Origin of the sequence: Variovorax sp. 3319 (assembly GCF_031456585.1) — a bacterium.
Classification (GTDB): domain Bacteria; phylum Pseudomonadota; class Gammaproteobacteria; order Burkholderiales; family Burkholderiaceae_C; genus Variovorax; species Variovorax paradoxus_P.
The window spans coordinates 520,644-544,342 of sequence record NZ_JAVDUZ010000001.1 but is presented as its reverse complement, the minus strand read 5'-3'; the positions used below and the strand labels follow the sequence as shown (position 1 = coordinate 544,342).

The following is a 23,699-nucleotide window of genomic DNA, read 5'->3' as shown; positions in this document are numbered from 1 at the left end:
TCTTCTTATTCGTTTTCGAGCATGGATCGGATGAGCGGGATCGTGATCGCGCGCTGTGTCTGCAGGGCATAGCCGTCGAGCTGCGTGAGCAGTTCCATCAGGCTACCCAGGTCGCGGCTGAAGCGGTGCAGCATGTAGTCGAGCACATCGTCCGACAGCATGACGCCGCGCGCATCGGCCGCCTGGCGCAACACCGCGCGGCGTTCGCTTTCGCTCAGCACCTGCAGGTGGAACACGTGGCCCCACCCGAGCCGGGTGCGAAGGTCTTCGCGCAGCGCCAGGTCTGCCGGCGGCAGTGCCCCGGCAGCGACGACCCCGCGCTGCAAGGTTTGCGCGTTGACGAACCAGTTGAAGGCCGCGTGCTGCTGCACGGCGGTGTAGAGGTGCACGTCATCGAGCAGCACGGCGCCCCAGCGCTCGTCGAACTCGGGCGGCTCCAGGAGGCCGGCGTGCAACCAGCCCACGCTTGCGCCCTGCTCGCGAAGTGCGACACGCACCGATTCGAGCAGATGGGTCTTGCCGCTGCCGCCTTCGCCCCACAGATAGGTGGGCACGGGCGAGTGCGGCACCGAATTGCCGGCGCCGCCCACCCACAGTTGCAGGTGCCGCAGCGCCGCCTCGTTCGGGCCGGCAAAAAAAGCGTCGAAGCTGGGGCCCGTCGCAATGCCGATATCGAGCGCGAGCTGTTTCATCCCGGGAAGGTTCATGGAAGGGGCCGCTGGGGCCCTTAAAATCGTGAGGAATTCTATCGGCCCGGCCGCTTCGGTTACCGGCGCCTCCACCTCTTCGCCTCCTTCCCGTCCCTTTCTCGACATCGTCCGACCATGACTTCCCCCACGCCCACCCCGCTCAGCTACAAGGATGCCGGTGTCGATATCGATGCCGGCGACGCCCTGGTCGACCGCATCAAGCCCCTGGCCAAGAAGACCCTGCGCGAAGGCGTGCTGGCCGGCATCGGCGGTTTTGGGGCGCTGTTCGAGGTGCCCAAGCGCTACAAGGAGCCGGTGCTGGTGAGCGGCACCGACGGCGTGGGCACCAAGCTCAAGCTGGCCTTCGAATGGAACATGCACGACACCGTGGGCATCGACCTGGTGGCCATGAGCGTCAACGACGTGCTGGTGCAAGGCGCCGAGCCCTTGTTCTTCCTTGACTACTTCGCCTGCGGCAAGCTCGATGTAGACACGGCTGCGGCCGTGATCGGCGGCATCGCGCGAGGCTGCGAAATCTCCGGCTGCGCGCTGATCGGGGGCGAAACCGCAGAAATGCCCGGCATGTACCCGGCGGGCGAATACGACCTGGCGGGTTTTGCCGTCGGCGCGGTCGAAAAATCGAAGATCCTCACGGGCCAGAACGTCAAGCCCGGCGACGTGGTGCTGGGCCTGACCTCGGCCGGCGTGCATTCGAACGGCTTCAGCCTGGTGCGCAAGGTGATCGAACGTGCCGGCGCCGACCTGCCCGCCACGCTCGACGGCAAGCCCTTCCGCCAGGCCGTGATGGAGCCCACCCACCTTTACGTGAAGCCCGTGCTGGAGGCACTGGCCAAGCACCCGATCAAGGCGCTCGCCCACATTACCGGCGGCGGCCTGCTCGAGAACATTCCGCGCGTGCTGCCCGAAGGCACGGCCGCCCACCTCAAGAAGGGCAGCTGGCCGCAGACCGAACTGTTCGCTTGGCTGCAGAAGGTGGCCGGCATCGACGACATCGAGATGAACCGTACCTTCAACAACGGCATCGGCATGGTGGTGGTGATCGACGCGGCCGAAGCTGCCGCCTGCGCCGCCACGCTGCGCACCGCCGGCGAAGCGGTGTACGAGATCGGCACCATTGCCGAACGCGGCACCGGCGCCGCGGTGGTGGTCGGCTGATCCCCCCTTCCGAGTCTCGCAATCAGCGCAGCACCCGGACCCTGATGTCCAAACCGCTCGTCGTCAACATCGACACCAAGCCCCAGCCCGCCTCGCGCAACGTGGTGCTGGCCAGCTATCTGCTGATGCCGGCCGCGCTGCTGCTGGTGATGTGGCAGCACCTGCTGCCAGGCTTGTTGTGCGTGTGCATCGGCTTTCTTGCCACGCGCTGGTTCGCGCGCCTCATCGGCACCGGTTTTGCTCGGCTTGGGCTGCAGCAAGGCCGCGGCGATGTGCTGGCACGCATATTGGCTGTCACGCTGGTGCTGCTGGCGCCCATTGCGCTGATCACGCTGGGGCTGTCGCAGGCGCGCGAGTACATCCTGGACGCACCCGACCAGTACCGCGAATTGCTCGACTACACGGCGCGCACGGTGCTGGAACTGCGGCTCAAGCTGCCTCCCGAAATTGCGGTGTACCTTCCTGAAGGGGCGGCTGAAGTTCAGCGCGTGGTGGCCAACTACCTCCGGGCGCAGGCCGGCTCGCTGGCGCTTGCCGGGCGGGCCTGGCTGGGTGGGCTGCTGTTTGCCTATGTCGGCCTCATCGTGGGCGGGCTGGCCGCCATTGCGCCGCCCCCGCTGCAGCGCAGGCCGCTTTCTGCGCAGCTGTACCGCCGCATCACCATTTTTGGCGAAGCCTTTGGCCAGATCGTTGCGGCGCAGTTCTGGATTGCGGCGTTCAACACCCTGTTGACCGCCATCTTCCTGCTGTTCCTGATGCCGCTCTGGGGCCCTCACCTGCCCTACACGCCGGCGCTCATCACACTCACTTTCGTGGCGGGCCTGGTACCTATCGTGGGCAACCTGGTCTGCAATTCGGTCATCACGCTGGTGGCGCTGTCGGTCTCACCCGTCACGGCGCTGGCCTGCCTCGTGTTCCTGATCATCATTCACAAGGCCGAATACGTGATCAACGCCAAGGTGGTCGGCAGCCGCACGCAGATGCGCGTGTGGGAACTGCTGGCGGTCATGTTCGTGGCCGAGGCGGTGTTCGGGCCCGCCGGGCTGGTGGCGGCACCGCTTTTCTATGCTTACCTCAAGAAAGAGCTCCAGGCCGCCGGCCTCGTGTAGCTTCGATGTCCTGATTTGATCGGTTCTGGTCCGCTTCGGCACGGACTTTAGACTGGCGGCGCTGAAGAATAGGAGGCATCATTCACTCCGCCCTTCAAGCCCCATGTCCACAGAATCGTGTCTGATAGTGATCGATGCGCAGGAATCATTCCGCCAGCGCGCCTACTGGTCCGAAGACGTTGCGCGGCCCTACTTCGCCGCCCAGAACGCATTGATCGAAGGCTGCGTGGCGGCCGGCGTTCCGATCGTGCGGATCTTCCATGTCGACGAGCCTGCGGTTGCAAGCCATCCCTTCGCCATCGAGTCGGGCCTTGTGCGGCCGATCGCAGGGCTGGCGGCATTCGAAGCCGCGGCTACGTTCACCAAGCATCGGCACAGCGCGCTGGTCAACAGCGGGCTCGACATCTGGCTCACGCAGCAAGGCATCGGCCGGCTGATCGTAAGCGGCATCCGCACTGAGCAATGCTGCGAAACCACCACGCGCCATGCGTCCGACCTGGGCTGGGAGGTCGACTATGTGACCGATGCCACGCTGACCTTCGACATGGTGCAGCCCGATGGCCGCCCGCTTGCGGCGGCCGATATCAAGGCCCGCACGGCTGCGGTGCTGGACGGCCGGTTTGCCTCTGTCTGCAGCGTGGCACAGGCGCTTGAACGCGCCGCCTCCACGCCCGCCGAGGTGGCGGCATGACGTTGCGTGTGCAAATCCTCGCCTACGACGGTGTCGAGGCGTTGGACTTCGCAGGTCCCTTTGAAGTGTTCACCACGGCAAGCCGGGTCAGCCAGCGCTTGAATCCTGGCGCGCAAGCTCCGTTCGAGGTCGCATCCGTGGCACTCGCAAACAAAGGCGAACCCGTGCAGGCACGGGCCGGCTTGCGCCTGCTCGCCGACCATGCCCTGGCCGACAGCCCCAAGCCCGACGTGTTGATCGTGCCCGGCGGCGTGGTCGATGCGCCAATGGCAAGCCATGCCACCCTGCGCTGGATTGCCGAACGCGCAGCCGGCGCGCAGCTGGTTGCTTCGGTATGCACAGGCGTGTTCCTGCTCGCGAAAAGCGGCGTGGTCACGCACGAGGCCGTCACCACCCATTGGGAGGACATTGCGGACTTGCGTGAGCAATTTCCGTCGCTGGATGTGCGCGAGGGCGAACGCTGGATCGACAGCGGCCGCATCGTCAGCTCCGCCGGCATCAGCGCTGGCATCGACATGAGCCTGTACCTGGTCGAGCGGCTGGCCGGCCGCGCGCTGGCCGAACGCACCGCGCGGCAGATGGACTATGCATGGAACTCCGGCAACCGCCCATCCGCGTAGTGTTCGTGCTGCTGCCGGGCAGCCTGGTGCTCGACTGGGCTGGCCCTGCGGAAGCGCTGCGCATCGCGAACCAGCGGCTGCGCGCAGCGGGCCGGCCCGAGTGCTTCGAGATCGAATTCGCGAGTCCACGCCCCACCTCGGTCGGCTCGGTGGGTGTTGCGCTTGCCAATCTCGCGCCGTTGCCGGTGCAGTGGCACGGTCCCACGTGGGTGGTGTTGGTCGGGCTGCCCGGCGACTTCATTCCAATCGACAACCCCGAGACGCAAGACCTGCTGCACTGGCTGCGGGGCCAGCGTTTCGAGCCGGGCCGGCTCGAACTGATCACCGTTTGCGCCGGCGCCTTGCTGGCAGCCCATGCGGGCGCTCTCGCCGGCCGGCGTGCCACCACGCACCACCATCACCTGGACGAATTGCGCGCTGCAGAGCCGCGCTGCGACGTGGTCGCCAACCGGGTATTCGTGATTGATCCCCCGATCTACAGCAGCGCGGGTGTCACCACTGGCATCGACCTGGTGCTTCATCGCATTGCAGACGTGTGCGGTGAAGCCCTGGCGGCCCAGGTGGCTCAGACGATGGTGGTGGCGCAGCGGCGCGGGCCGCACGACCCGGAGCTCTCGCCTTTTCTGGCCTACCGGAACCACCTGCACGCGGCCCTGCACCGCGTGCAGGACGCCGTCAGCGAGCAGCCGCAGGCCGACTGGAGCGTGCCTCGCATGGCGGAGGTGGCGCACACCTCGGCGCGGCACCTGACGCGGCTGTTCGTGGAGCACGCGGGTGTGGCGCCGCTGGCCTATCTGCGGCGGCTGAGGCTGGCGGCGGCGCAGCTCGCGCTGGCCTCGGGCGCCAGCGTGACGCGGGCGGCGGAAATCTCGGGCTTCGGTTCAGACACGCAACTGCGGCGCGCGTGGCACCAGTTCGGGCTGCCGGGTTCGCCTTCGGTCGCCACCTCAGCGTCGAAAGCCTAGCCCCGAAAAGGCGCCGAGCTCAGCTTTCCGGCGAAGTACAGGCCCGGGCGCGCGCCAGCAGCAAGGTTTTCTCCCGGCTGTTGCGCGTGAGCGATGCGGCGCGGTCGAATTCGCTGCGCGCCTCGTCGCGGCGGCCGAGCTTGTAGAGCAGGTCGCCTCGCACGGTCGGCAGCAAGTGGTAGCCCTGCAATGCCGGCTCGCCCGCGAGCGCATCGACCACCTCCAGCCCCGCGGCAGGGCCGAAGGCCATCGAAAGCGCAACGGCGCGGTTCAGCTCGACGATGGGCGACGGCGACAGCTCGGCCAGTGCGTCGTACAGCGCGGCGATGCGCGGCCAGTCCGTTTCTTCTGCGGTGCGCGCACGGCCGTGGCAGGCTGCAATGGCAGCCTGCAGCGCATAGGGGCCGAGCGCGCCGCCCAGCGCCTCCGCACGGGCCAGCCCGGCCAAACCGCGTTGGATGAGCATCTGATCCCAGCGCGCGCGGTTCTGTTCGAGCAGCAGCACCGGTTCGCCTGAAGGCCCCACGCGCGCGGCCGTGCGCGAGGCCTGGATTTCCATCAGCGCCACAAGGCCGTGCACCTCCGATGCGTCCAGCATGAGTTCGGCCACGATGCGGCCCAGGCGCATGGCTTCGTCGCAAAGCGCAGGCCGCATCCAGTCGTCGCCGGCGGTGGCCGAGTAGCCTTCGTTGAAGATGAGGTAGAGCACTTCGAGCACCGAGGCAAGCCGCGACTGGAGCTCATGCCGGCGCGGCACTTCAAAGGGCACGCGCGCTTCGAGCAGCGTGCGCTTGGCCCGCACGACGCGTTGTGCCACGGTGGCTTCGGGCACGAGAAAGGCGCGGGCAATTTCATCGGTCGTGAGGCCGCCCATCAGGCGCAGCGTCAGCGCCACACGCGCTTCGGTCGAAAGCACCGGGTGGCAGGCGGTAAACACCAGCCGCAGCAGGTCATCGCCTATGTCGTCGTCGATGGCCGCGTCCACCGCCTCGGCCAAATCGGCTTGGGCCATTTCATGCTGCGCGTCGAGTTCCCGGCCGATCTCGGGCGCCTTGCGCTCGGCCAATTGGCCATGGCGCAGGCGGTCGAGCGCTTTGCGCTTGGCCACGGCAGTGAGCCAGGCGGCCGGGTTGTCTGGCACACCCGATTCGGGCCATTGCTCCAGTGCGGTCACCAGAGCGTCGTGGGCCAGTTCTTCCGCCAGCCCCACGTCGCGCACCATGCGCGCAACGGTGGCAATGATCTTTGCCGACTCGATGCGCCACAAGGCCTCGATCGTGCGATGCACCGCTTCATGGTTGCCGCCATTGCCATTGTTCATGCGCGTGCTTCCCCTTTGCAGGGCGCTTGCCATAGCATGCGCACATGAAGCGCTGCATCCTGATCCTGGCCATCGTCTTCGGCAGCGTCCATGCTGCCGAAGTGGACCGCAACACCCTGGGAATGGCTTTCGTCAGGCTTCCGGCTGGCGAGTTTTTGATGGGCAGCGACGAGGCGCCCGAATCGCTGGCACGTGCTTTTCCGCAACTGCCGAAAACGCGGTTCGCGCAGTTGGACGACGAAGGACCGGTTCACCGGGTGCGCATCACGCGCCCGTTCTGGATGGGCCAGCACGAGGTCACGGTCGGGCAGTTCCGCCGCTTCATCGAAGCTTCGGGCTACGTGCCCGAGTCGGTGTCCGACCGAACCGGCGGCTACGGCTGGCGCGCCGACTACGACCCGGCCACCACCAAGCGCGGCGACGCTTTCGAGGGCCGCGACCCGCGCTACTCGTGGCGCAACCCCGGGTTTGTGCAAGGCGACGACCACCCGGTGGTCAACGTGACTTGGAACGACGCCATGGCGCTGGCGGCATGGTTGAGCAAGACCGAAGGACGCCGCTACAGGCTGCCCACCGAAGCCGAATGGGAGTACGCGTGCCGCGCCGGCACCCGAAGCCGCTACAGCTCGGGCGACGAGCCCCGCTCGCTGCTGGGCGTGGCCAACGTGTTCGATGCCAACAGCGCCCGGCATTGGCCCCGCTGGCAACAAATGGCAGTGGACGGCGACGATGGCTATGCCTTCACCGCGCCGGTGGGCAGCTTTGCGCCGAACCGCTGGGGCCTTTACGACATGCACGGCAATGCGTGGGAGTGGGTGGCCGACTGGCATGGCGATAAATACTACGCGCAGTCGCCAGTCGACGACCCCCAGGGGCCCACCGAAGGCGAGGTGCGCGTACGCCGCGGCGGCTCGTGGCACACATGGGCCTTTTACGCCCGCGCAGCCTACCGCAACTGGAACGCACCGGACACCCGCTACACCCTGGTGGGTATCCGGCTGGTGCGGGAAGACTGACCCGTGAAGATCTATCGCTTGACTGCCTGCATCGACGCAAACTCGGTGGTCAAGGCCTGCACGTCGGGTGGGTAGTCGGCAATCTCCTGGATCTGGCGAACCTCGATCACCTCGTTCTCGCCGCCGGGGCAGCGGGTGGCCCACTCGATGGCATCGGCGCGCGAAGGCACGTCGATGATCCAGTAGCCGCCGAGCACTTCCTTGGCTTCCGCAAAGGGGCCGTCCACCACCTTGGGCTTGCGGCCCGGAAAGCTAACGCGTGCCCCCATCGAGGGCGGGTGCAGGCCGTCGCAGCTGATCAAAATGCCGGCTTTCTGCATCGACTCGTTGTAGGCCATCATGGCCCCGACTGCCTCCACGTCGTCCGGAATGGTGCCGGGCGCGGCGGTTTCGTAGCCGTGGGGAATCATCAGCAACATGAATCGCATGACAGGTCTCCTTGATGCAATTCGTTCAGTTGCCGGCTTTGGTGCGCGCCGCGGTTTCGGCGCGCAGGCGCTCTTCCTGCGCCAACAACTCCGGCGTCATCGACTCCGCAAAATCGGAAGCCTCGAACACCTGGCGGATCTCGATCTCGCCCTCCTGGAACGGGCTGCGCTTGATCCATTCGATGGCTTCTTCCTTCGACTTGACCTGGAGCAGCCAGAAGCCCGCCAGCAGTTCCTTCGTTTCGGCAAAGGGACCGTCGATGACTGTTCGCTTCAGGCCTTCGCAGCGCACCCGCGCGCCCCTGGAGGAAGGATGCAGCCCTTCGCCCGCCAGCAGCACGCCGGCCTTGACCAGTTCTTCGTTGAACTTGCCCATGGCCGTGAGCACCTCGGTGCTGGGCATCACGCCCGCTTCGGAATCCTTGTTGGCCTTGACCAGAACCATGAATCGCATGTCGTTTCTCCTGAAGGTTGATGAATGAACTGTGGAGCCGCTGGAATTGCGCGCTCCTGTTCACACGTCGAACGAGGGAAAGCCGGATCGACACGTTGGCGCCAATCCATTTGTAATTTTATGTTTCAGAAATTCAGGGCAGGTAGCCGCAGAAACGCAGGATATGTCCGTCCGGTTCGCGGATCGCAAATTCGCGCAAGCCCCAGGGCTGCGACGTTGGCGGTTCAACAATGGTGACGCCGCGCTTCGCATAGGCGGCGTGCAGACCGTCGATGTCCTTGCCCACGTGGATCACGATTTCGCCGCGCCAGGGCGCGGCCCCGCGCGTGTTGCATTGCCACAGGCGCAGGTAGACCGGATCGCCATACGTGCGGTCGCCCTTTTTCACCCGGGCGTAGCTGGGCGGCTCGCCGGCGATGAAATCGAGTTCGAAACCCAGGATGTCCCGGAACCAGCGCGCGGCGCGAGTTACGTCGGAAACCGGCAGCACCGGCTGCACGCCGTGAAATTCGTGAAGCGTGCCGAGATCGGAGGTGTCGGCAACGCCGTTCCTCGCGCTCATCAGTTGGCCGCTCGGCGCAAGGCGGCTACCCGCTCCGCAATCACGTCGACGTCGAGCGCGTCTTCCGCATGCTCGAGGTAGGTTTCGAGGTCTCGCACCGCGGCTGCGGTATTGCCCTGCTCGGCATGCGCGATGCCGCGGTCGCGGTACTCGCCCCAGGCGGTGGGCAGGAGCGCAATGAGGCGGTCTTGCACAGAAATGGCGCGTTGCCAGTCTTCCTGGGCGCGATGCACTTCCTTCAGGTTGCGCAGCATGCGGCCGATGATCTCGCGCGAGCTGGCGGGCTGGAGATAAAGACCCAGGGGCACGTCGAAATCGCCGACCAGGCCGTTGCTGCGCTTGTACGGCTCGAGCCGCTCGCCGAGTTCTTCGCGCGAAAGCGACTTGCCGGTGAAGGGATCGATGACCACCTGCCCCTTCGGCAGCGTGACCTTGAGCATGAAATGCCCCGGAAAACCAATGCCGCGCGCCTGCAGGCCAAGGCCCTGCGCCAGTTCCATCCAGAGCACCGCCAGCGAAATCGGAATGCCGCGGCGCGTGCGCAAGACGGCGTTCAGGTAGCTGTTGTCGGGGTCGTAGTAGTCGTTGACGTTGCCGCCAAAGTTCAGGTCGTTGAAGAAGAACTGGTTGAGCGCCCGCAGCCGGGCGAGCGGCGCGGCGTCGGCGGGCAGTCTGCGCTTGAGGCGCGCAAGCAGCTGGTCGACATCGCCCAGCACCTGCTGCACGTCGAGATCCGGATACTCGTCCTGCGCAAGGCTGGCGGCTGCCTCGAGCAGCGGAAAGTGGTCGTCGCTTTGCACCAGCGATTCGAAATACGCCAGTGCCGTGGGAACCTGAAAGCTGAACGTCATGTGTCTTTGTAGAGGAGCATTCGGGGACCGTCAAGGCGGTGTTTTCAGCTTGCGCAATACGAAAACGTGGCCCCTGCGGCAACCTGTGGCGGGGTGGCTCCTGCTGCCCGGTTCTGTACCGTTTAACGGCGCATGAAACTGCGTAACCGCACGCCTGCCGCAGCCAGCACGGCGAAATACAGCAGCCCCGCGCCCGCAATCAGCGCCGCAAGCAGCCCGATACGGTGCAAACGCTGTGCGCGCAGGCCGATCCAGTCGAAATAGTAAGTACCCCAGGCAAGCAAGGCAGCCAGCACCAGCGTGCCCGCCGCCACCTGCAGGATGAACTTGCCCCAGCCCGGCTCGGGCTTGTAGCTGCCGCGTCGGATCAGCCCTACCAATAGCCAGATGGCATTGACCACCGCGCCAAGGCCAATGGTCAGCGTGAGTGCGGCATGCTGCAGCACCGGCACCAGAAAGACATTGAGCAGCTGGGTCAGAACCAGCACCGATACGGCGATGATCACCGGCGTGCGCATGTCGTATTTGGCGTAGTAGCCAGGCGCAAGCACCTTGATGGCGACGATGCCGACCAGCCCGACACCGTAGCCCATCAATGCGAGCGTGGTGCGCTTCACGTCTTCGGCGCCATAGGCGCCGTTGTGAAAAAGCACCGCGACCAGCGGCTGCGAAAACAGCAGCAGCGCGACGGCGCATGGCGCCGCGAGCAGCACCACGAGCCGAAGGCCCCAGTCGAGCAGGGCCGAATAGCGCTCGTCGTCCTTGGCGGCTCGCGCTCCGGCCAACTGCGGCATCAGCACCACGCCAAGCGCAACGCCGAGCATGGCGGTGGGAAACTCCATCAGCCGATCGGCATTGACCACCCAGGTCACGCTGCCCGTGGCAAGGTGCGAGGCGATCTGCGTATTGATGAGCAGCGAAATCTGCGCCACGCTCACGCCCAGCAAGGCCGGCAGCATGAGCTTCAGCACCTTGCGGGTGGTCGGGTCGGTCCAGGCGGCGCGCAGTGCGCCGAAGCTCGCACCGATGCGCGGCATCAGTCCCAGCGCGCGCAACGCGGGCACCTGCAATGCCAGTTGCAAAACGCCGCCAACCAGCACCCCGGCGCACTGCGCATAGATCGGCTCGATGCCGTAGCGCCTGAAAAGCGGTGCGCCGACCGTAATGGCAAGAATCAAAGAAAGATTGAGCAGCACCGGCGAGGCGGCCGGCACCGCAAACTTGCGCCACGTGTTCAGCACTCCGCCCGCCAGCGCCACGAGCGACATGAAGCCGATGTAGGGGAACATCCAGCGCGTCATGACGACGGCTGCGTCGAAGCCCTTCAACCCGCTGGCCATGGCCCAAACCAGCCAAGGCGCGCCGAGCACACCAGCCGCGCACACGATCACCAGCGCCCAGGTAAGTAGCGTAGCCACGTGGTCGATCAGCGCCTTGGCGCCCTCTTCTCCTGCCTCGGTCTTGCGTGCAGCGAGCACCGGAACAAAGGCCTGGCTGAAAGCGCCTTCGCCGAAAACCCGCCGAAACAGGTTGGGAATGCGAAAGGCGACGTTGAAGGCGTCGGTCAGGGCGCTGACGCCGAACACCGAGGCAAAAAGCACGTCGCGCACGAGGCCCGTGATCCGCGATGCGAGCGTCAGAAGGGAAACGGTGGAGGCGGATTTGAGCAGTGACACGGGGCGAGTGTAGGGCCCGGCAAGCACCGATTCGGCAGAAAACGCAACCCGGCCTATAATGGAGGGCTTTGCTGCATCATCCTCAGACACCTAAGGAACTAAATCATGGCATCCGCCAAGCCCAAGAAAAAGAACCCGCGCCTCGCCTCCGGCCGTAAGCGCGTCCGCCAGGACACCAAGCTCAACGCTGCGAACACCTCGCTGCGCTCCAAATACCGCACCGCCGTGAAGAATGTCGAAAAGGCCGTTCTGGCCGGCGACAAGACCAAGGCAAGCGAACTCTTCGCGAAGGCCCAGAGCATCGTCGACACCGTCGCCGACAAGGGCATCTTCCACAAGAACAAGGCAGCTCGCGACAAGAGCCGCCTGTCGGCAAAGGTCAAGGCCCTCGCCCTCGCGCCTGAAAAGGCAGCCGCCTGACACCTGTCAGGCAAGCCCGGATCGGAATTCTCCGGTCCGCCGTTTGATCGGGGTGCGCTGCAGCAAAGTGTAAAAAACCGCCTTGGGGCGGTTTTTTCATGGGCGCTCGCTTCTGGAGCGGGACTGGGTTCAGGTCTTCGGCTCTGTGCCGGGCACGCCGGGTGCGTCGGGAACAAGGCAGGCCTCGGCCACCTGCAAATCGTTATCCCGCGCAAAATTGACGCAAAAGTCCCATGCCATGGGTTCGGCGTCGCGCAGGGCCCGGTTCACGACCACGCACTTCACGCCGTTGATGGTGGTGGGCACGCACCACGGCGAATAGCTCAGGTGGCTTCCCGGATAAGCGCCCCCGGGGCGAAAAGAGCACATGACGCCGGCCAGCCGCTCGGCCCAGTCGCTCGGGCGAAAAGTCCGGCCATCATGGGTGATGCCCTGGATGAAGATTTCTTTGGCAGTGGGGGAAATCATCGTTGAATGAGGCGCCCGCAGGCGGGTGCTGCGGTGCAACAAGAGATTCTATCCGCGCCACTTTGCTGCCTGGACCAAGGGCATTGCTGTAATGCGGAATCCTCAATAAAGCCGTCCGACCGGACGCCTAGAATCCGCGGTTCCCTATCTGGAGAACCCGAATGAGCGCTACCGCCCAGCCCACCTCGCCCCACGTCATGAACACCTACGGTCGCCTGCCGATCGCGCTGTCGCACGGCCAGGGCTGCCGAGTCTGGGACACCGCGGGCAAGGCGTATCTGGACGGCCTTGGCGGCATTGCCGTGAACACGCTGGGCCACAACCATCCCGAGCTGGTGCCGGCGCTGCAAGACCAGATCAGCAAGCTGATTCACAGCTCCAACTACTACCACGTGCCCGGCCAGGAGCAGCTTGCCGCCAAGCTGACCGAGCTCTCGGGCCTGACCAACGCCTTTTTCTGCTGCACGGGCCTTGAAGCCAACGAAGCCGCGCTGAAGCTCGCGCGCAAGTTCGGCCACGACAAGGGCATCGAGCGGCCCGAAATCGTGGTTTACGAAGCCGCCTTCCACGGCCGCAGCATCGCCACGCTGTCGGCCACGGGCAACCCGAAGGTGCAGGCCGGCTTCGGCCCGCTGGTCGAGGGTTTCATCCGTGTGCCGCTGAACGACATCGAAGCGCTCAAGAAGGCGACCGAAGGCAACCCCAACGTGGTGGCCGTGTTCTTCGAAACCATCCAGGGCGAAGGCGGCATCAACCCGATGCGGTGGGAATACCTGAAGCAGGTTCGCGCCCTGTGCGACGAGCGCGACTGGCTCATGATGATCGACGAAGTGCAATGCGGCATGGGCCGCACCGGCAAGTGGTTTGCGCACCAGTGGGCCGGCATCAAGCCGGACGTGATGCCGCTGGCCAAGGGCCTGGGCTCGGGCGTGCCGATTGGCGCGGTTGTAGCCGGCCCCAAGGCCGCCAACATCTTCGGCCCAGGCAACCACGGCACCACCTTCGGCGGCAACCCGCTCGCAATGCGTGCCGGCGTCGAAACCATTCGCATCATGGAAGAGCACAAGCTGCTCGAAAACGCCGCCACAGTGGGCGAGCATCTTAAGAGCGCGCTGCAGCGCGAAATCGGCGGCCTGGCCGGCGTGAAGGAAATCCGCGGCCAAGGGCTGATGCTGGGTATCGAGCTCGACCGGCCCTGCGGCGTCATCCTGAACCGCGCCTGCGACGCCGGCCTGCTGCTGAGCGTGACGGCCGACAAGGTGATTCGCCTCGTGCCACCGCTCATCCTGAGCATTGCGGAGGCCGACGAGATCGTTGCCATCCTCGCGCCCATCGTGAAAACATTTTTGTCGGAGCCCGTAGCGCAATGACGACCGCCACCACGCCGCACGCCATTCGCCACTACCTGCAGTTCTCGGACCTCACGGCCGACGAGTACGCCTATCTTTTCGATCGCATGGCGATCATCAAGAAGAAGTTCAAGACCTACGAAAAGCACCAGCCGCTCACCGATCGCACGCTGGCGATGATTTTCGAGAAGGCCAGCACGCGCACCCGCGTGAGCTTCGAGGCGGGCATGTACCAACTGGGCGGCAGCGTGGTGCACCTGACCACGGGCGACAGCCAGCTCGGCCGCGCCGAACCCATCGAGGACAGCGCCAAGGTGATCAGCCGCATGGTCGACCTGGTGATGATCCGCACCTATGAGCAAACCAAGATCGACAGCTTTGCCGCGCATTCGCGCGTGCCGGTGATCAACGGGTTGACCAACGAGTTCCACCCCTGCCAGATCCTTGCGGACATCTTCACGTACATCGAGCATCGTGGTTCGATCCAGGGAAAAACCGTGGCCTGGGTGGGTGATGGCAACAACATGGCCAACACATGGCTGCAGGCGAGCGAGATCCTGGGCTTCAAGGTGCATGTGAGCACGCCCAGCGGCTACGAAGTCGATCAATCAGTGGCCGGCCTGCGTTCGGCCGACAGCTACGAGGTCTTCAAGGACCCGATGGAAGCCTGCCGCGGCGCCGACCTCGTTACCACCGACGTCTGGACCAGCATGGGCTACGAGTCCGAGAACGAGGCCCGCCGCAAGGCCTTTGCCGACTGGTGCGTCGACGAAGACATGATGCGCGTCGCACAGCCCGATGCCCTCTTCATGCACTGCCTGCCCGCCCACCGCGGAGAAGAAGTGCAGGCCGAAGTCATCGACGGCCCGCAGTCGGTGGTGTGGGACGAGGCCGAGAACCGGCTGCACGCACAAAAGGCGCTGATGGAATTCTTGCTGCTCGGCAAGCTCTGAAGAAAAGCTGAAGGCGCGGCCGCGTGTCCCATTGCCAGCAATGCGGCGCCTGCTGCGCCAGCTACCGCGTCGACTTCAGCGTGCACGAACTCGATGAAAACGGCGGCAAGGTGCCATCGGGCCTTGCCGTCGAAGTGAACCACACCCTGTGCCGCATGCGCGGCACCGACCACACGCCCATGCGATGCGCAGCCCTGACCGGCAAGATCGGGCAGTCGGTGGCATGCGGCATCTACGAGTGGCGGCCCAACCCATGCCATGAGCTGCAGGCCGGCAGCGACGCCTGCGAGCGGGCACGCGCCCGGCACGGGTTGCCTGCCCTATCCCGCTGAGTCGATCATCTCGTCACGCTGTGTGTTGGAAATAACCGACACCACGACCCCGCTCCCGGCGCTAACTTTGCGCCATGCGTTCTTTGCAAACTCAACCCCGCATCTGGGACATATCGCCGCCGGTGCATGAAGGCGCGCCGGTGTTTCCCGGCGACACGCCTTATCAGCAGCGATGGGCGGCAACCATCTCACCGGGCTGCCCGGTGAACGTCAGCGAGATCACGCTCTCGCCGCACATCGGAGCGCATGCCGACGCCCCCCTGCACTACGACCCCAAAGGCCAGACGATCGGCCAGGTGGACCTTGCGCCTTTTCTCGGCACCTGCCGCGTGATTCACGCCATCGCCAAGGGCCCGCTTATCGAATGGGAGCACATCTCCCACGCCATCGACAGCCGGTTGCCCCAGCGCGTGCTGGTGCGCACCTACGCAACCATGCCCGTCGGCCGCTGGGATCCGCAGCTCAGGGCCTATGCGCCCTCCACCGTCGAGCGCCTTGCGGCCATGGGCGTAAAGCTCATCGGCATCGACACGGCCAGCATCGACCCGGCCGACAGCAAGACGCTGGAAAGCCACCAGCGCATCCGCCGCCTCGACCTGCGCGTGCTCGAGAACCTTGTGCTCGACGATGTGCCCGAGGGCGACTACGAACTCATCGCGCTGCCGCTCAAGCTGGTCAGCGCCGATGCCTCTCCCGTTCGCGCCGTGCTGCGCGAACTTCCACGCTGAAAACCCGCCCAATGACGACTCTCGAAGACTGCCGCGCGCTCGATGCGCAAGACCCGCTGCGCTCGCTGCGCGACCAATTCACCCTGCCCCAGGGCGTGATCTACCTCGATGGCAACTCGCTGGGCGTGCTGCCCAAGGCCGCACCTGCGCGCATCGCCCAAGTGGTTGCAGAGCAATGGGGCCAGGGCCTCATCCGCTCGTGGAACACGGCCAGCTGGTTCGATCTGCCGCAACGCCTCGGCGACAAGGTGGCCCGCCTGATCGGCGCGGCGCCGGGCGAAGTGGTGTGCACCGACAGCACTTCGGTCAACCTCTACAAGGTGCTCTTCGCAGCACTCTCGCAGCAAAAAGACAGCGGCCGCAAGCTGGTCGTCAGCGAGCGCAGCAACTTTCCGACCGACCTCTACATCGCCGAATCCTTGTGCCGCGAGCGCGGCTTCACGCTCAAGCTGATCGACGCAGTCGAGTTGCAAGGCCCCGGCTCGGTGCTGACCGATGAGGTAGCCGTGCTGATGCTCACGCACGTGAACTACCGTACCGGCGCCATGCACGACATGAAGGCCATCACCGCCGCAGCGCACGCGGCGGGTGCCCTCACGGTGTGGGACCTGGCGCACTCCGCAGGCGCCGTGCCCGTGGCGCTGAACGAAAGCAATGCCGACTACGCCATTGGCTGCGGCTACAAGTACCTGAACGGCGGCCCAGGTGCGCCGGCATTCGTGTGGGTTCATACGCGGCATGCCGGCAAGTTCGAGCAACCGCTGTCGGGCTGGTGGGGGCACGCGGCGCCTTTCGAATTCACACCGCACTATCGGCCTGCGCCCGGCGTGGGCCGTTATCTCTGCGGCACACAGCCGATCATCGCGCTGGCAGGGCTCGAATGCGGGCTCGACACGGTGCTTGCGGCCGAAGCTTTCGACGGCGGCAAAGGCGGCATGGCCGCGCTGCGTGCAAAGTCGCTCGCGCTTACCGACCTTTTCATTGGGCTCGTCGAAGAGCGTTGCGCAGGCCAGGGCCTTTCGCTCGTCACGCCGCGTGAACACGCGCGGCGCGGCTCGCAGGTTTGCCTGAGCCGAAGCGAAGGCGCCTATGCGATCGTGCAGGCGCTGATTGCGCGCGGCGTCATTGGCGACTACCGCGCTGGCGATTCGCAGATGCCCGACATATTGCGATTCGGCTTCACGCCGCTATACCTTGGCTTCGAGGATGTATGGAACTCGGTCGAACACCTGGTGCAGGTGCTCGAATCGGGCGAATGGCAGCGCGAAGAATTCAATCGCAAGAACGCAGTGACCTGAGCACCAAGTACCCATGAAATACAAATTGATCACCCTCTTCGGCTCGCTCCTGATGCTGGCCGCACCGGCCTTTGCACAGCAGACGAGCTACACGCTCGACCAGCTAAAGGCTTTTGTCGCCCTCACGCCCGACGCGTTCCGGCAACAGGTCAAGGCCCAAGGTTTTTCGTACGCCGACAAGACCGTGACCGCCGAGGTCAGCATGATCGAATACGACAAGGTGGTCGACGATCACACGATCCGCTTCATGAAGTCCACCTACGCGGAAAGCCGCGCCGGCGAAAACAACATCCAGCTGTCGCTGACCGACAAGGCCGCCTTCGAGCGGCTGGTAAAGGAAGTGCGCGCTGCGGGCTACGCGCCGGCTGAAAAGGGGCGGATTCCGGGTGGCGAGACTTATCAGGAGTTCAAGCGCAAGAACGATGTCGTGCGTTTCGTCTATCCCGCCAAAGATTCGGTACCGGGCCTCCCCTCCTACACCGCCGTGGTCTGGCGATGATCCGCCGGCAAGCATCATGAGCACCGAAAAAATCGTTCACGAAGAAAAGGCGCAGCTGGATTTCAGCGCGTCGATGAGCTACGGCGACTACCTGCACCTGGACCAGATCCTCAACGCGCAGCATCCGCTCTCGCCGGCTCACGACGAAATGCTGTTCATCGTGCAGCACCAGACCAGCGAGCTCTGGATGAAGCTCATGCTGCATGAGCTGCGCGCCGCCACGGGTTGCATTGCGCAAGAAAAACTGGCCGACGCCTTCAAGATGCTTGCCCGAGTGAGCCGCATCATGGAACAGCTGGTGAGTGCATGGACGGTGCTCTCGACCATGACGCCCCCCGAGTACACGGCCATGCGGCCCTACCTCGCCAACTCGAGCGGCTTTCAAAGCGCGCAGTACCGCTGCATCGAGTTTGCGCTCGGCAACAAGAACCCTGCCATGCTCAAGCCGCACGCGCACCGGCCCGATCTGCTGGCGCAGGTCGAAGAAGCCTACCGGTCGCCTTCGCTCTATGACGAATCGCTGAAGCTGCTGGCGCGCCGCGGCCTTGCAGTGCCTGCCGACCATCTCGAGCGCGACTGGACGCAGCCCTATGAAGTGAGCGACGGCGTCGAGGCCGCATGGCTTACGGTGTACAGAAACCCGCACGACCACTGGGACCTGTACCAACTGGGCGAGAAACTCACCGACCTTGAAGACGCTTTCCGGCTCTGGCGTTTTCGCCATGTGACCACAGTAGAACGCGTGATCGGCTTCAAGCGCGGTACTGGCGGCACAGGCGGCGTGAGCTACCTGCGCAAGATGCTCGACGTGGTGCTGTTCCCTGAAATCTGGAAGCTGCGCACCGACCTGTAGCCACGGATCTCCAGTGCAGGCCGCACTTACGCGGCGCGCCATGCGAGTGCTTGCTCCATTTGCACAAAGCGCTACATTGGCATCAACGGAGGCACTGCCAATGAAAGATGTCCAGTTCTCGCCCGAAGAGCTTGCTACCCTGCGCGAACATGGCGTTGTCCTGTTCGCGGACCGCGTGATCTTCGATGCGCAGCCGCCGATGCCCGCGCCGCAGATCGCCGCCATACAGGCCCTCTGCGCAGGGCCGATTCCCGAGCCGCTGATTGAACTGTGGAAGCAAACGGCGGGCGGCCGGCTCGACTACGACCTCTCGCTGCCGATGAACGGCAACATCGAATCCATCAGCTGGTCGGAACTGTTCTGGAACGGCAGCGACGGCTATCGCGATCTGCAGGGCTGGATCGCGCATGAACAGGAACTGGCCGAAGAGGCTGCCGAGGAAGATGGCCGCGACTGGAGCGGCAAGCTCACGCACCTGCCCTTCGGGGGCTTCGAGTATCTGGACCGGGTTTATGCGGTGGTAGAGCCCGGCCCCGAACACGGCCACATCACCGCATGGAAGCACGGATTGCCGCCGGCCTGGACGCATGCGCTGCATGAAGACGGCGTGAGCACCATCGCTCCGGATCTCAACAGCGCCTTCGGGGCACTGCATCTCGACGAAGACCCGCTGGCACCCACCGGCGATTATTTTTCCGGCCAGGCCCTGCTCCAGTACCTGGACGACCGGCACCAGGACCATGGCCTGGACCTCGACCTGATGGACAAGCTGGTGAGCTTCTATTGCCTCGCGGTGATCGACTGGCGCACACCGCTGGCCAACGGCACGCTGCGCCGACTGCCGGCCACGGCGCGCGCGGCGCTGCACCACGCCATTGCCAGCGACGACGCGGACCTGGTGGCCGAGCTCGCCGCTGCGGGCGTGAGCTTCGACGGACCGCAGCAGGGAAGTGCGTTGGCCACGGACGTCGCAATAGGCAACAACGCCTTTGCCGCAGCCATGGCGCTGGTCCGTGCGGGCGCTCCGGTGGCACGCGACGCCCTGCGCAACATCGACGGCCAGATTTCACCCGAGCTGACGAATGCGCTGCTCGTGAACGGGGCCGAGCCGAACGTGGCCGCCATCGTCAAATGCGCGGCCTGCGGCGCGCCTGCAAGCGCACACCTGGTCGCCGACGCATGCGCGCAAGCCGGTATCGACGTGCCCCCCGCTTTTGCTGCCGAGCGCGATGCGGTGCTGGCCGAACTCGAGTCGACGCTGCTGGAGGTGCGCGACGGCTCTCATGGCCACTATCTCGGCCCCGAAGGGTTGGCCGAGCGGATCGGGCACCTGCAGACTTTCAGGCTCTGAGAGCCAGCAGCGCGGCAGTCCTCAGCCTCCGTACAGCCAAGGCTGGTCCAGCAGCCGCGCGCCCAGCGTGCGCAGGGCAAGGTCGCGGCCCAGGCGCATGGGGCCGGTGGCATGAAAGACCTGCCCGTTGCGCCGAGCCCTTGCCTGCACCATGGCATTGCGCTGCCAGCGTGCCTCGGCATAGCGGGCAAACGCCGCCGGCACTTCGGCCGCTCCACCATTGCCAAGTGCTTCTGCCAAGGCCACAGCGTCTTCGATGGCCATGCCCGCGCCTTGCGCAAGGTAAGGCACCATCGGATGCGCGGCGTCGCCCACCAATGCAATGCGCTCGTGCGCCATGTCCGCCGCTGAAGTCAGCGGCGCCCGGTCGCAGAGGGTCCACGCGCGCCAGCCAGGCATCGCTTCGAGCAGGGCTTGCAAGGCACGGCCGCTGCGGCCCGTAGCCCGCTGCAGCGCGGCAAGGCTGCTGGCCTGGTCCCAATCGCGTGCGTCGCCGGCCGGCGCAGATTCGGCGATTGCCACCACGTTGAGCCAATCGCCGCCGCGCACCGGATAGGCCACCACGTGCAGCCGAGGCCCCAGCCATACATCGATGCGGCGGCGGCGCAGCGCCTCCGGCAGTTCAGCTTGCGCAACGAGCCCGCGCCAGGCCGTGTGGCCTGTGACGCGGGGCGGTTCGGCCGCCGACGCGGATTCGAGCCGCTGGCGCGCCAGGCTCCAGAGTCCGTCTGCACCGACCAGCGCCTCGCCCTCCCAGGCGCGGGCACCGCTGCTCGATATGCAGACGAGGTCGTCACTCATTTCGATCTGCGCAATGCGGGCGTCGGTCACCAGGGTGCCCGTACCTTGCGACTTCACCGCTTCGAGCAGCAAAGCGTGCAGATCGGCACGATGGACGCAGAGGTAAGGGGCGCCATAGCGCCCGTGCATGGCATCACCCAGTTGCAGGCGGGCCAACTCGGCGCCGCTGCCGGCGCTTTGCACCACCAGCGCTTCGGGGCGCGCGGCAATGGCATCGACGCCCTTGCCCACGCCCAGTTGCTGAAGACGCCGCGTGACGTTCGGCCCGATCTGGATGCCCGCGCCGATTTCGGCAAATGCAGCCGCTTGTTCGAAGACGTCGACGCGATGGCGGCCACGGGACAGCGCCAGCGCGGTAGCGAGCCCCCCGATGCCGCCGCCGGCGACGAGGATGTGTGCAGACATCGGCCTTTAGCGGCTGTGCGTGGACAGCGGGCCGCGGCCGGCTTCTTCGGCGTGTTTCCTGTCGGCGGCCTTGGGTCCGCAACTGCCGCAGCTGTCGCAGGAGCCGCAGCCTGAAGTCTTGGCAAGCGAGGCCGCCAGTTGGTCCGCGCGTTCCTGGTCGACAAGGCCCGCACGATGGCTGCCGGCCGCGAGCTTCTGCGCGGCACTGCGCCGCCAGCCAGCGGGCATCCAGCGCCACACCGCGTAGAACGCGGCAGCGGCGACGATCAATCCGACGATCAGTTGCTGTGCCATATCTTCTTCAAGCCTTTCATTGCAGGTTTTAACCTGCTCCGAGCGCCACTGCAACGCGGTAGGTAATGAAGCAGGCTGCATAGGCAAGCGCGAAGAGATAGCCCGCCATGATCCACACATAGCGCCACGACCCTGTTTCGCGCTTCACGGCCGCAAGGGTAGAAATGCACTGCGGCGCAAACACGTACCAGACCAGCAACGAGAGCGCCGTGGCGAGCGACCAGCTGCCCGCGATCAACGGCTCGAGCTGGCCCGCCACATCGTCGCCGCTGGCCGCAAGCGCGTACACCGTGCCGAGGGCACCCACCGCCACCTCGCGCGCTGCCATGCCCGGCACCAGTGCAATGGAGATCTGCCAGTTGAAACCGATGGGCGCAAAGATGTGCTCCAGGCCGCGTCCGATCATGCCGGCCAGGCTGTACTGGATGGCTGGCCCCGTCGCGCCTTCGGGCGGCGAAGGGAACGTCGACAGGAACCACAGCAAGATGGTGAGCGTGAGAATGATCGTGCCTACGCGCTGAATGAAGATCCACGCCCGCTCGTAGAGGCCGAGCGCCAGGTTGCGCAGGTTGGGCCAGCGGTAGGCCGGCAATTCCATCATCAGCGGCGAGTGCTGCTTGTTGTCGCGAAAGCGCTTCATAACCCACGCCACGGCCATTGCCGAGACGATGCCGAACACATACAGCGCGAACAGCACCACGCCCTGCAGGTTGAACACGCCGCCCACGGTGCGCGCCGGAATAAAGGCCGCAATCAACAGCGCATAGACCGGCAGGCGCGCCGAACAGGTCATGAGCGGGGCAATCATGATGGTGGTGATGCGGTCGCGCCAGTTGCTGATGGTGCGCGTTGCCATCACGCCAGGAATGGCGCAGGCAAAGCTCGAAAGCAGCGGAATGAACGAGCGGCCCGAAAGCCCCACGGTGCCCATTACGCGGTCTAGCAGGAACGCGGCACGCGGCAGATAGCCTGAATCTTCCAGCGCCAGGATGAACAGGAAGAGGATCAGGATCTGCGGCAAAAACACGATCACGCCGCCCACGCCTGCAATGACGCCATCCACCAGCAGGCTTTGCAGCATGCCTTCGGGCATGCGGGTCTTCAGCAGTGAGCCGAGGCCCTCGGTTGCAGCCTTGATCGCGTCCATTGGCACGTTGGCCCAGCTGAACACGGCCTGGAACATCAGGAACATGGTCACTGCAAGCACCAGCATGCCCCACACCGGGTGCATCACCACGCGGTCGATGCGGTCGCTGGTGGCAAGGCTTCCAACCGGCTCGCGCACGGCAAGGCCAAGAATGCGGCGCACTTCGCGCTGCGTGGCCAGCACGTCTTCCAGGCCCGGGGCCTGCCACGGCTGCGGCGCAGCTGCAGCCACTGGTGCATCCAGGGCCTGGAGCAAGCCTTGAGCGCCGCCCGAATGCACGCCGACAGTCTCGACAACCGGCACGCCCAGTTCGCGCGACAGCACGGCCGTATCGACGGCGATGCCCTGCTTCTTGGCCATGTCAGTCATGTTGAGCGCCACCACCATCGGCAAGCCCAGGCGCTTGGCCTCGAGCACGAGCCGCAGGTTGAGCCGCAGGTTGGTGGCGTCTGTCACGCACACCAGCAAGTCGGGCAACGGTTCGCTGCTCTTGCCCGTAACCACGTCGCGCGTCACGGCCTCGTCGGCGCTGAGCGCGTTCAGGCTGTAGGCACCGGGCAGGTCGAGCACGAACACGCGGCGGCCCGCTGCGGTGCGGAGCGTGCCTTCTTTGCGCTCGACCGTCACGCCGGCATAGTTGGCCACCTTCTGGCGGCTGCCGGTGAGCAGGTTGAATAACGCCGTCTTGCCGCAGTTGGGATTGCCCAGCAGCGCAATGCGCCCCGGCTGCGCGGTAGCCGCGAGACGACCCGGGCCCTGGATGACCGCCTCAACCATGGCTGGCACCCTCCGGCACGCCAGGTGCCACATGGATCAGCGCGGCCTCATGACGGCGCAACGCAAAGGTGGTGTGGCCCAGCCGCACCGCGAGCGGCTCCCGGCCAGGAAGGCCGCTGGCGACGATGCGCACGGCCTCGCCGGGGACGAAGCCGATTTCGGTCAGGCGCAGTGCCAACTCTTGCCCCTCTGCATCGGCCGACCGCGCAACGTCCAATACCGTCGCCCACTGATGGCTGGGTAATTCGTCCAGGCGGATAGAGACAGGCGCAGCGGCGACGGAAAGAGAAATGGTCATGCGGTTTGGAACTCGTTCATCTCAGCAATGAGAACTATTATCATTGAAACGGGCTCACCCCTGGCCTTGGCGGGGCATCACTGTCCGCCCCTGCGTCGACTACGTTGAAGTCTCGCCAATCGATTCGGCGAGGACGAAGAACCTAAGCTGTTTACAAGACGGGTCAGC

27 protein-coding genes are annotated in these 23,699 nt (G+C 65.4%); 15 read left to right on the top strand and 12 right to left on the bottom strand.

The features are described from left to right. Positions 1–5: 5 nt before the first annotated feature. Positions 6–692 (bottom strand): DnaA regulatory inactivator Hda, encoded by a 687-nt coding sequence (gene hda / locus J2X67_RS02625; RefSeq protein WP_281149654.1) that lies wholly within the window; start codon positions 690–692, stop codon positions 6–8. A 132-nt stretch (positions 693–824) separates the two neighbouring features. Here hda and purM point away from each other — a divergent pair, with 132 nt between their 5' ends. The 5 genes from purM (at position 825) to J2X67_RS02600 (ending at position 5,250) form a co-directional block, all read left to right on the top strand. Next, entirely contained in the window at positions 825–1,865 is a 1,041-nt protein-coding gene (gene purM, locus J2X67_RS02620; RefSeq protein WP_309950250.1) for a phosphoribosylformylglycinamidine cyclo-ligase, read from the top strand. A gap of 44 nt (positions 1,866–1,909) precedes the next feature. Beyond that, complete coding sequence (locus J2X67_RS02615) at positions 1,910–2,974, top strand: AI-2E family transporter (RefSeq protein WP_309950249.1); 1,065 nt, start codon at positions 1,910–1,912, stop codon at positions 2,972–2,974. A gap of 103 nt (positions 2,975–3,077) precedes the next feature. Continuing rightward, positions 3,078–3,665, top strand: coding sequence for an isochorismatase family protein (locus tag J2X67_RS02610; protein ID WP_309950248.1), 588 nt, complete (start codon positions 3,078–3,080; stop codon positions 3,663–3,665). Next, a complete protein-coding gene (locus J2X67_RS02605; RefSeq protein WP_309950247.1) occupies positions 3,662–4,285 on the top strand; it encodes a DJ-1/PfpI family protein in 624 nt (207 codons plus the stop codon). Before J2X67_RS02610 ends, J2X67_RS02605 begins: the two co-directional genes overlap by 4 nt. Then, positions 4,255–5,250, top strand: a complete 996-nt coding sequence (locus tag J2X67_RS02600) for a helix-turn-helix domain-containing protein (protein ID WP_309950246.1) — start codon at positions 4,255–4,257, stop codon at positions 5,248–5,250. Before J2X67_RS02605 ends, J2X67_RS02600 begins: the two co-directional genes overlap by 31 nt. A gap of 19 nt (positions 5,251–5,269) precedes the next feature. Here the strand turns inward: J2X67_RS02600 and J2X67_RS02595 are convergent, their stop codons facing one another. Next, positions 5,270–6,571 (bottom strand): RNA polymerase sigma factor, encoded by a 1,302-nt coding sequence (locus J2X67_RS02595; RefSeq protein ID WP_309950244.1) that lies wholly within the window; start codon positions 6,569–6,571, stop codon positions 5,270–5,272. A gap of 44 nt (positions 6,572–6,615) precedes the next feature. Here J2X67_RS02595 and J2X67_RS02590 point away from each other — a divergent pair, with 44 nt between their 5' ends. Beyond that, a complete protein-coding gene (locus tag J2X67_RS02590) occupies positions 6,616–7,587 on the top strand; it encodes a formylglycine-generating enzyme family protein (RefSeq protein ID WP_309950242.1) in 972 nt (323 codons plus the stop codon). 11 nt (positions 7,588–7,598) lie between these two features. Here the strand turns inward: J2X67_RS02590 and J2X67_RS02585 are convergent, their stop codons facing one another. From J2X67_RS02585 to murJ, 5 genes are all read right to left on the bottom strand, one after another. Continuing rightward, positions 7,599–8,015, bottom strand: a complete 417-nt coding sequence (locus tag J2X67_RS02585; RefSeq protein WP_309950239.1) for a YciI family protein — start codon at positions 8,013–8,015, stop codon at positions 7,599–7,601. A 25-nt stretch (positions 8,016–8,040) separates the two neighbouring features. After that, the gene (locus J2X67_RS02580; protein WP_309950236.1) at positions 8,041–8,469 is read right to left on the bottom strand and encodes a YciI family protein; all 429 of its coding nucleotides are present in this window, start codon (positions 8,467–8,469) and stop codon (positions 8,041–8,043) included. Positions 8,470–8,602: 133 nt separating this feature from the next. Beyond that, on the bottom strand, positions 8,603–9,031 hold the full coding sequence (locus J2X67_RS02575) for a VOC family protein (RefSeq protein WP_309950235.1): 429 nt from the start codon (positions 9,029–9,031) through the stop codon (positions 8,603–8,605). Next, complete coding sequence (locus tag J2X67_RS02570; protein ID WP_309950233.1) at positions 9,031–9,882, bottom strand: tetratricopeptide repeat protein; 852 nt, start codon at positions 9,880–9,882, stop codon at positions 9,031–9,033. Before J2X67_RS02570 ends, J2X67_RS02575 begins: the two co-directional genes overlap by 1 nt. 122 nt (positions 9,883–10,004) lie before the next feature. Beyond that, on the bottom strand, positions 10,005–11,558 hold the full coding sequence (gene murJ / locus J2X67_RS02565; RefSeq protein ID WP_309950231.1) for a murein biosynthesis integral membrane protein MurJ: 1,554 nt from the start codon (positions 11,556–11,558) through the stop codon (positions 10,005–10,007). 105 nt (positions 11,559–11,663) lie between these two features. Here murJ and rpsT point away from each other — a divergent pair, with 105 nt between their 5' ends. Continuing rightward, positions 11,664–11,978, top strand: coding sequence for a 30S ribosomal protein S20 (rpsT, locus tag J2X67_RS02560; protein WP_007831346.1), 315 nt, complete (start codon positions 11,664–11,666; stop codon positions 11,976–11,978). A 129-nt stretch (positions 11,979–12,107) separates the two neighbouring features. On the opposite strand, the gene J2X67_RS02555 is transcribed toward rpsT, so the two are convergent. Continuing rightward, positions 12,108–12,446 (bottom strand): DUF3579 domain-containing protein, encoded by a 339-nt coding sequence (locus J2X67_RS02555; RefSeq protein ID WP_309950230.1) that lies wholly within the window; start codon positions 12,444–12,446, stop codon positions 12,108–12,110. 161 nt (positions 12,447–12,607) lie between these two features. Here J2X67_RS02555 and J2X67_RS02550 point away from each other — a divergent pair, with 161 nt between their 5' ends. The 8 genes from J2X67_RS02550 (at position 12,608) to J2X67_RS02515 (ending at position 19,809) form a co-directional block, all read left to right on the top strand. Next, positions 12,608–13,816, top strand: a complete 1,209-nt coding sequence (locus tag J2X67_RS02550; RefSeq protein WP_309950229.1) for an aspartate aminotransferase family protein — start codon at positions 12,608–12,610, stop codon at positions 13,814–13,816. Next, positions 13,813–14,748, top strand: coding sequence for an ornithine carbamoyltransferase (gene argF / locus J2X67_RS02545; protein WP_309950227.1), 936 nt, complete (start codon positions 13,813–13,815; stop codon positions 14,746–14,748). Before J2X67_RS02550 ends, argF begins: the two co-directional genes overlap by 4 nt. Before the next feature lie 23 nt (positions 14,749–14,771). Next, positions 14,772–15,080 carry a YkgJ family cysteine cluster protein gene (locus J2X67_RS02540; protein WP_309950224.1) on the top strand — a complete coding sequence of 103 codons (309 nt, stop codon included), beginning with the start codon at positions 14,772–14,774 and terminating at the stop codon, positions 15,078–15,080. 74 nt (positions 15,081–15,154) lie between these two features. Then, positions 15,155–15,808 (top strand): arylformamidase, encoded by a 654-nt coding sequence (gene kynB / locus J2X67_RS02535; RefSeq protein WP_309950222.1) that lies wholly within the window; start codon positions 15,155–15,157, stop codon positions 15,806–15,808. Between the two features lie 11 nt (positions 15,809–15,819). Continuing rightward, a complete protein-coding gene (gene kynU / locus J2X67_RS02530; RefSeq protein WP_309950220.1) occupies positions 15,820–17,106 on the top strand; it encodes a kynureninase in 1,287 nt (428 codons plus the stop codon). Between the two features lie 13 nt (positions 17,107–17,119). Beyond that, positions 17,120–17,605 (top strand): hypothetical protein, encoded by a 486-nt coding sequence (locus tag J2X67_RS02525; protein WP_309950218.1) that lies wholly within the window; start codon positions 17,120–17,122, stop codon positions 17,603–17,605. 16 nt (positions 17,606–17,621) lie between these two features. Then, positions 17,622–18,458, top strand: coding sequence for a tryptophan 2,3-dioxygenase (gene kynA / locus J2X67_RS02520; protein ID WP_309950216.1), 837 nt, complete (start codon positions 17,622–17,624; stop codon positions 18,456–18,458). A gap of 100 nt (positions 18,459–18,558) precedes the next feature. Beyond that, positions 18,559–19,809 carry an SMI1/KNR4 family protein gene (locus J2X67_RS02515; protein ID WP_309950214.1) on the top strand — a complete coding sequence of 417 codons (1,251 nt, stop codon included), beginning with the start codon at positions 18,559–18,561 and terminating at the stop codon, positions 19,807–19,809. Positions 19,810–19,830: 21 nt separating this feature from the next. On the opposite strand, the gene J2X67_RS02510 is transcribed toward J2X67_RS02515, so the two are convergent. The 4 genes from J2X67_RS02510 to J2X67_RS02495 are packed head-to-tail and all read right to left on the bottom strand — an operon-like array spanning position 19,831 to position 23,531. Continuing rightward, positions 19,831–21,015, bottom strand: a complete 1,185-nt coding sequence (locus J2X67_RS02510) for an FAD-dependent monooxygenase (RefSeq protein ID WP_309950212.1) — start codon at positions 21,013–21,015, stop codon at positions 19,831–19,833. A gap of 6 nt (positions 21,016–21,021) precedes the next feature. Next, positions 21,022–21,309: a DUF6587 family protein gene (locus J2X67_RS02505; protein ID WP_309950209.1), complete on the bottom strand. Its 288-nt coding sequence runs from the start codon at positions 21,307–21,309 to the stop codon at positions 21,022–21,024. A 28-nt stretch (positions 21,310–21,337) separates the two neighbouring features. Continuing rightward, a complete protein-coding gene (locus J2X67_RS02500) occupies positions 21,338–23,233 on the bottom strand; it encodes a ferrous iron transporter B (RefSeq protein ID WP_309950208.1) in 1,896 nt (631 codons plus the stop codon). Next, positions 23,226–23,531, bottom strand: coding sequence for a FeoA family protein (locus J2X67_RS02495; RefSeq protein ID WP_309950206.1), 306 nt, complete (start codon positions 23,529–23,531; stop codon positions 23,226–23,228). Before J2X67_RS02495 ends, J2X67_RS02500 begins: the two co-directional genes overlap by 8 nt. Between the last annotated feature and the right edge of the window lie 168 nt (positions 23,532–23,699).

Bases quoted from the DNA above. Each gene is read 5' to 3' on its own strand.
- hda (WP_281149654.1), bottom strand. From the start codon at position 692: ATGAAACAGCTCGCGCTCGATATCGGCATTGCGACGGGCCCCAGCTTC.
- purM (WP_309950250.1), top strand. From the start codon at position 825: ATGACTTCCCCCACGCCCACCCCGCTCAGCTACAAGGATGCCGGTGTC.
- J2X67_RS02615 (WP_309950249.1), top strand. From the start codon at position 1,910: ATGTCCAAACCGCTCGTCGTCAACATCGACACCAAGCCCCAGCCCGCC.
- J2X67_RS02610 (WP_309950248.1), top strand. From the start codon at position 3,078: ATGTCCACAGAATCGTGTCTGATAGTGATCGATGCGCAGGAATCATTC.
- J2X67_RS02605 (WP_309950247.1), top strand. From the start codon at position 3,662: ATGACGTTGCGTGTGCAAATCCTCGCCTACGACGGTGTCGAGGCGTTG.
- J2X67_RS02600 (WP_309950246.1), top strand. From the start codon at position 4,255: ATGGAACTCCGGCAACCGCCCATCCGCGTAGTGTTCGTGCTGCTGCCG.
- J2X67_RS02595 (WP_309950244.1), bottom strand. From the start codon at position 6,571: ATGAACAATGGCAATGGCGGCAACCATGAAGCGGTGCATCGCACGATC.
- J2X67_RS02590 (WP_309950242.1), top strand. From the start codon at position 6,616: ATGAAGCGCTGCATCCTGATCCTGGCCATCGTCTTCGGCAGCGTCCAT.
- J2X67_RS02585 (WP_309950239.1), bottom strand. From the start codon at position 8,015: ATGCGATTCATGTTGCTGATGATTCCCCACGGCTACGAAACCGCCGCG.
- J2X67_RS02580 (WP_309950236.1), bottom strand. From the start codon at position 8,469: ATGCGATTCATGGTTCTGGTCAAGGCCAACAAGGATTCCGAAGCGGGC.
- J2X67_RS02575 (WP_309950235.1), bottom strand. From the start codon at position 9,031: ATGAGCGCGAGGAACGGCGTTGCCGACACCTCCGATCTCGGCACGCTT.
- J2X67_RS02570 (WP_309950233.1), bottom strand. From the start codon at position 9,882: ATGACGTTCAGCTTTCAGGTTCCCACGGCACTGGCGTATTTCGAATCG.
- rpsT (WP_007831346.1), top strand. From the start codon at position 11,664: ATGGCATCCGCCAAGCCCAAGAAAAAGAACCCGCGCCTCGCCTCCGGC.
- J2X67_RS02555 (WP_309950230.1), bottom strand. From the start codon at position 12,446: ATGATTTCCCCCACTGCCAAAGAAATCTTCATCCAGGGCATCACCCAT.
- J2X67_RS02550 (WP_309950229.1), top strand. From the start codon at position 12,608: ATGAGCGCTACCGCCCAGCCCACCTCGCCCCACGTCATGAACACCTAC.
- argF (WP_309950227.1), top strand. From the start codon at position 13,813: ATGACGACCGCCACCACGCCGCACGCCATTCGCCACTACCTGCAGTTC.
- kynB (WP_309950222.1), top strand. From the start codon at position 15,155: ATGCGTTCTTTGCAAACTCAACCCCGCATCTGGGACATATCGCCGCCG.
- kynU (WP_309950220.1), top strand. From the start codon at position 15,820: ATGACGACTCTCGAAGACTGCCGCGCGCTCGATGCGCAAGACCCGCTG.
- J2X67_RS02525 (WP_309950218.1), top strand. From the start codon at position 17,120: ATGAAATACAAATTGATCACCCTCTTCGGCTCGCTCCTGATGCTGGCC.
- kynA (WP_309950216.1), top strand. From the start codon at position 17,622: ATGAGCACCGAAAAAATCGTTCACGAAGAAAAGGCGCAGCTGGATTTC.
- J2X67_RS02515 (WP_309950214.1), top strand. From the start codon at position 18,559: ATGAAAGATGTCCAGTTCTCGCCCGAAGAGCTTGCTACCCTGCGCGAA.
- J2X67_RS02510 (WP_309950212.1), bottom strand. From the start codon at position 21,015: ATGTCTGCACACATCCTCGTCGCCGGCGGCGGCATCGGGGGGCTCGCT.
- J2X67_RS02505 (WP_309950209.1), bottom strand. From the start codon at position 21,309: ATGGCACAGCAACTGATCGTCGGATTGATCGTCGCCGCTGCCGCGTTC.
- J2X67_RS02500 (WP_309950208.1), bottom strand. From the start codon at position 23,233: ATGGTTGAGGCGGTCATCCAGGGCCCGGGTCGTCTCGCGGCTACCGCG.
- J2X67_RS02495 (WP_309950206.1), bottom strand. From the start codon at position 23,531: ATGACCATTTCTCTTTCCGTCGCCGCTGCGCCTGTCTCTATCCGCCTG.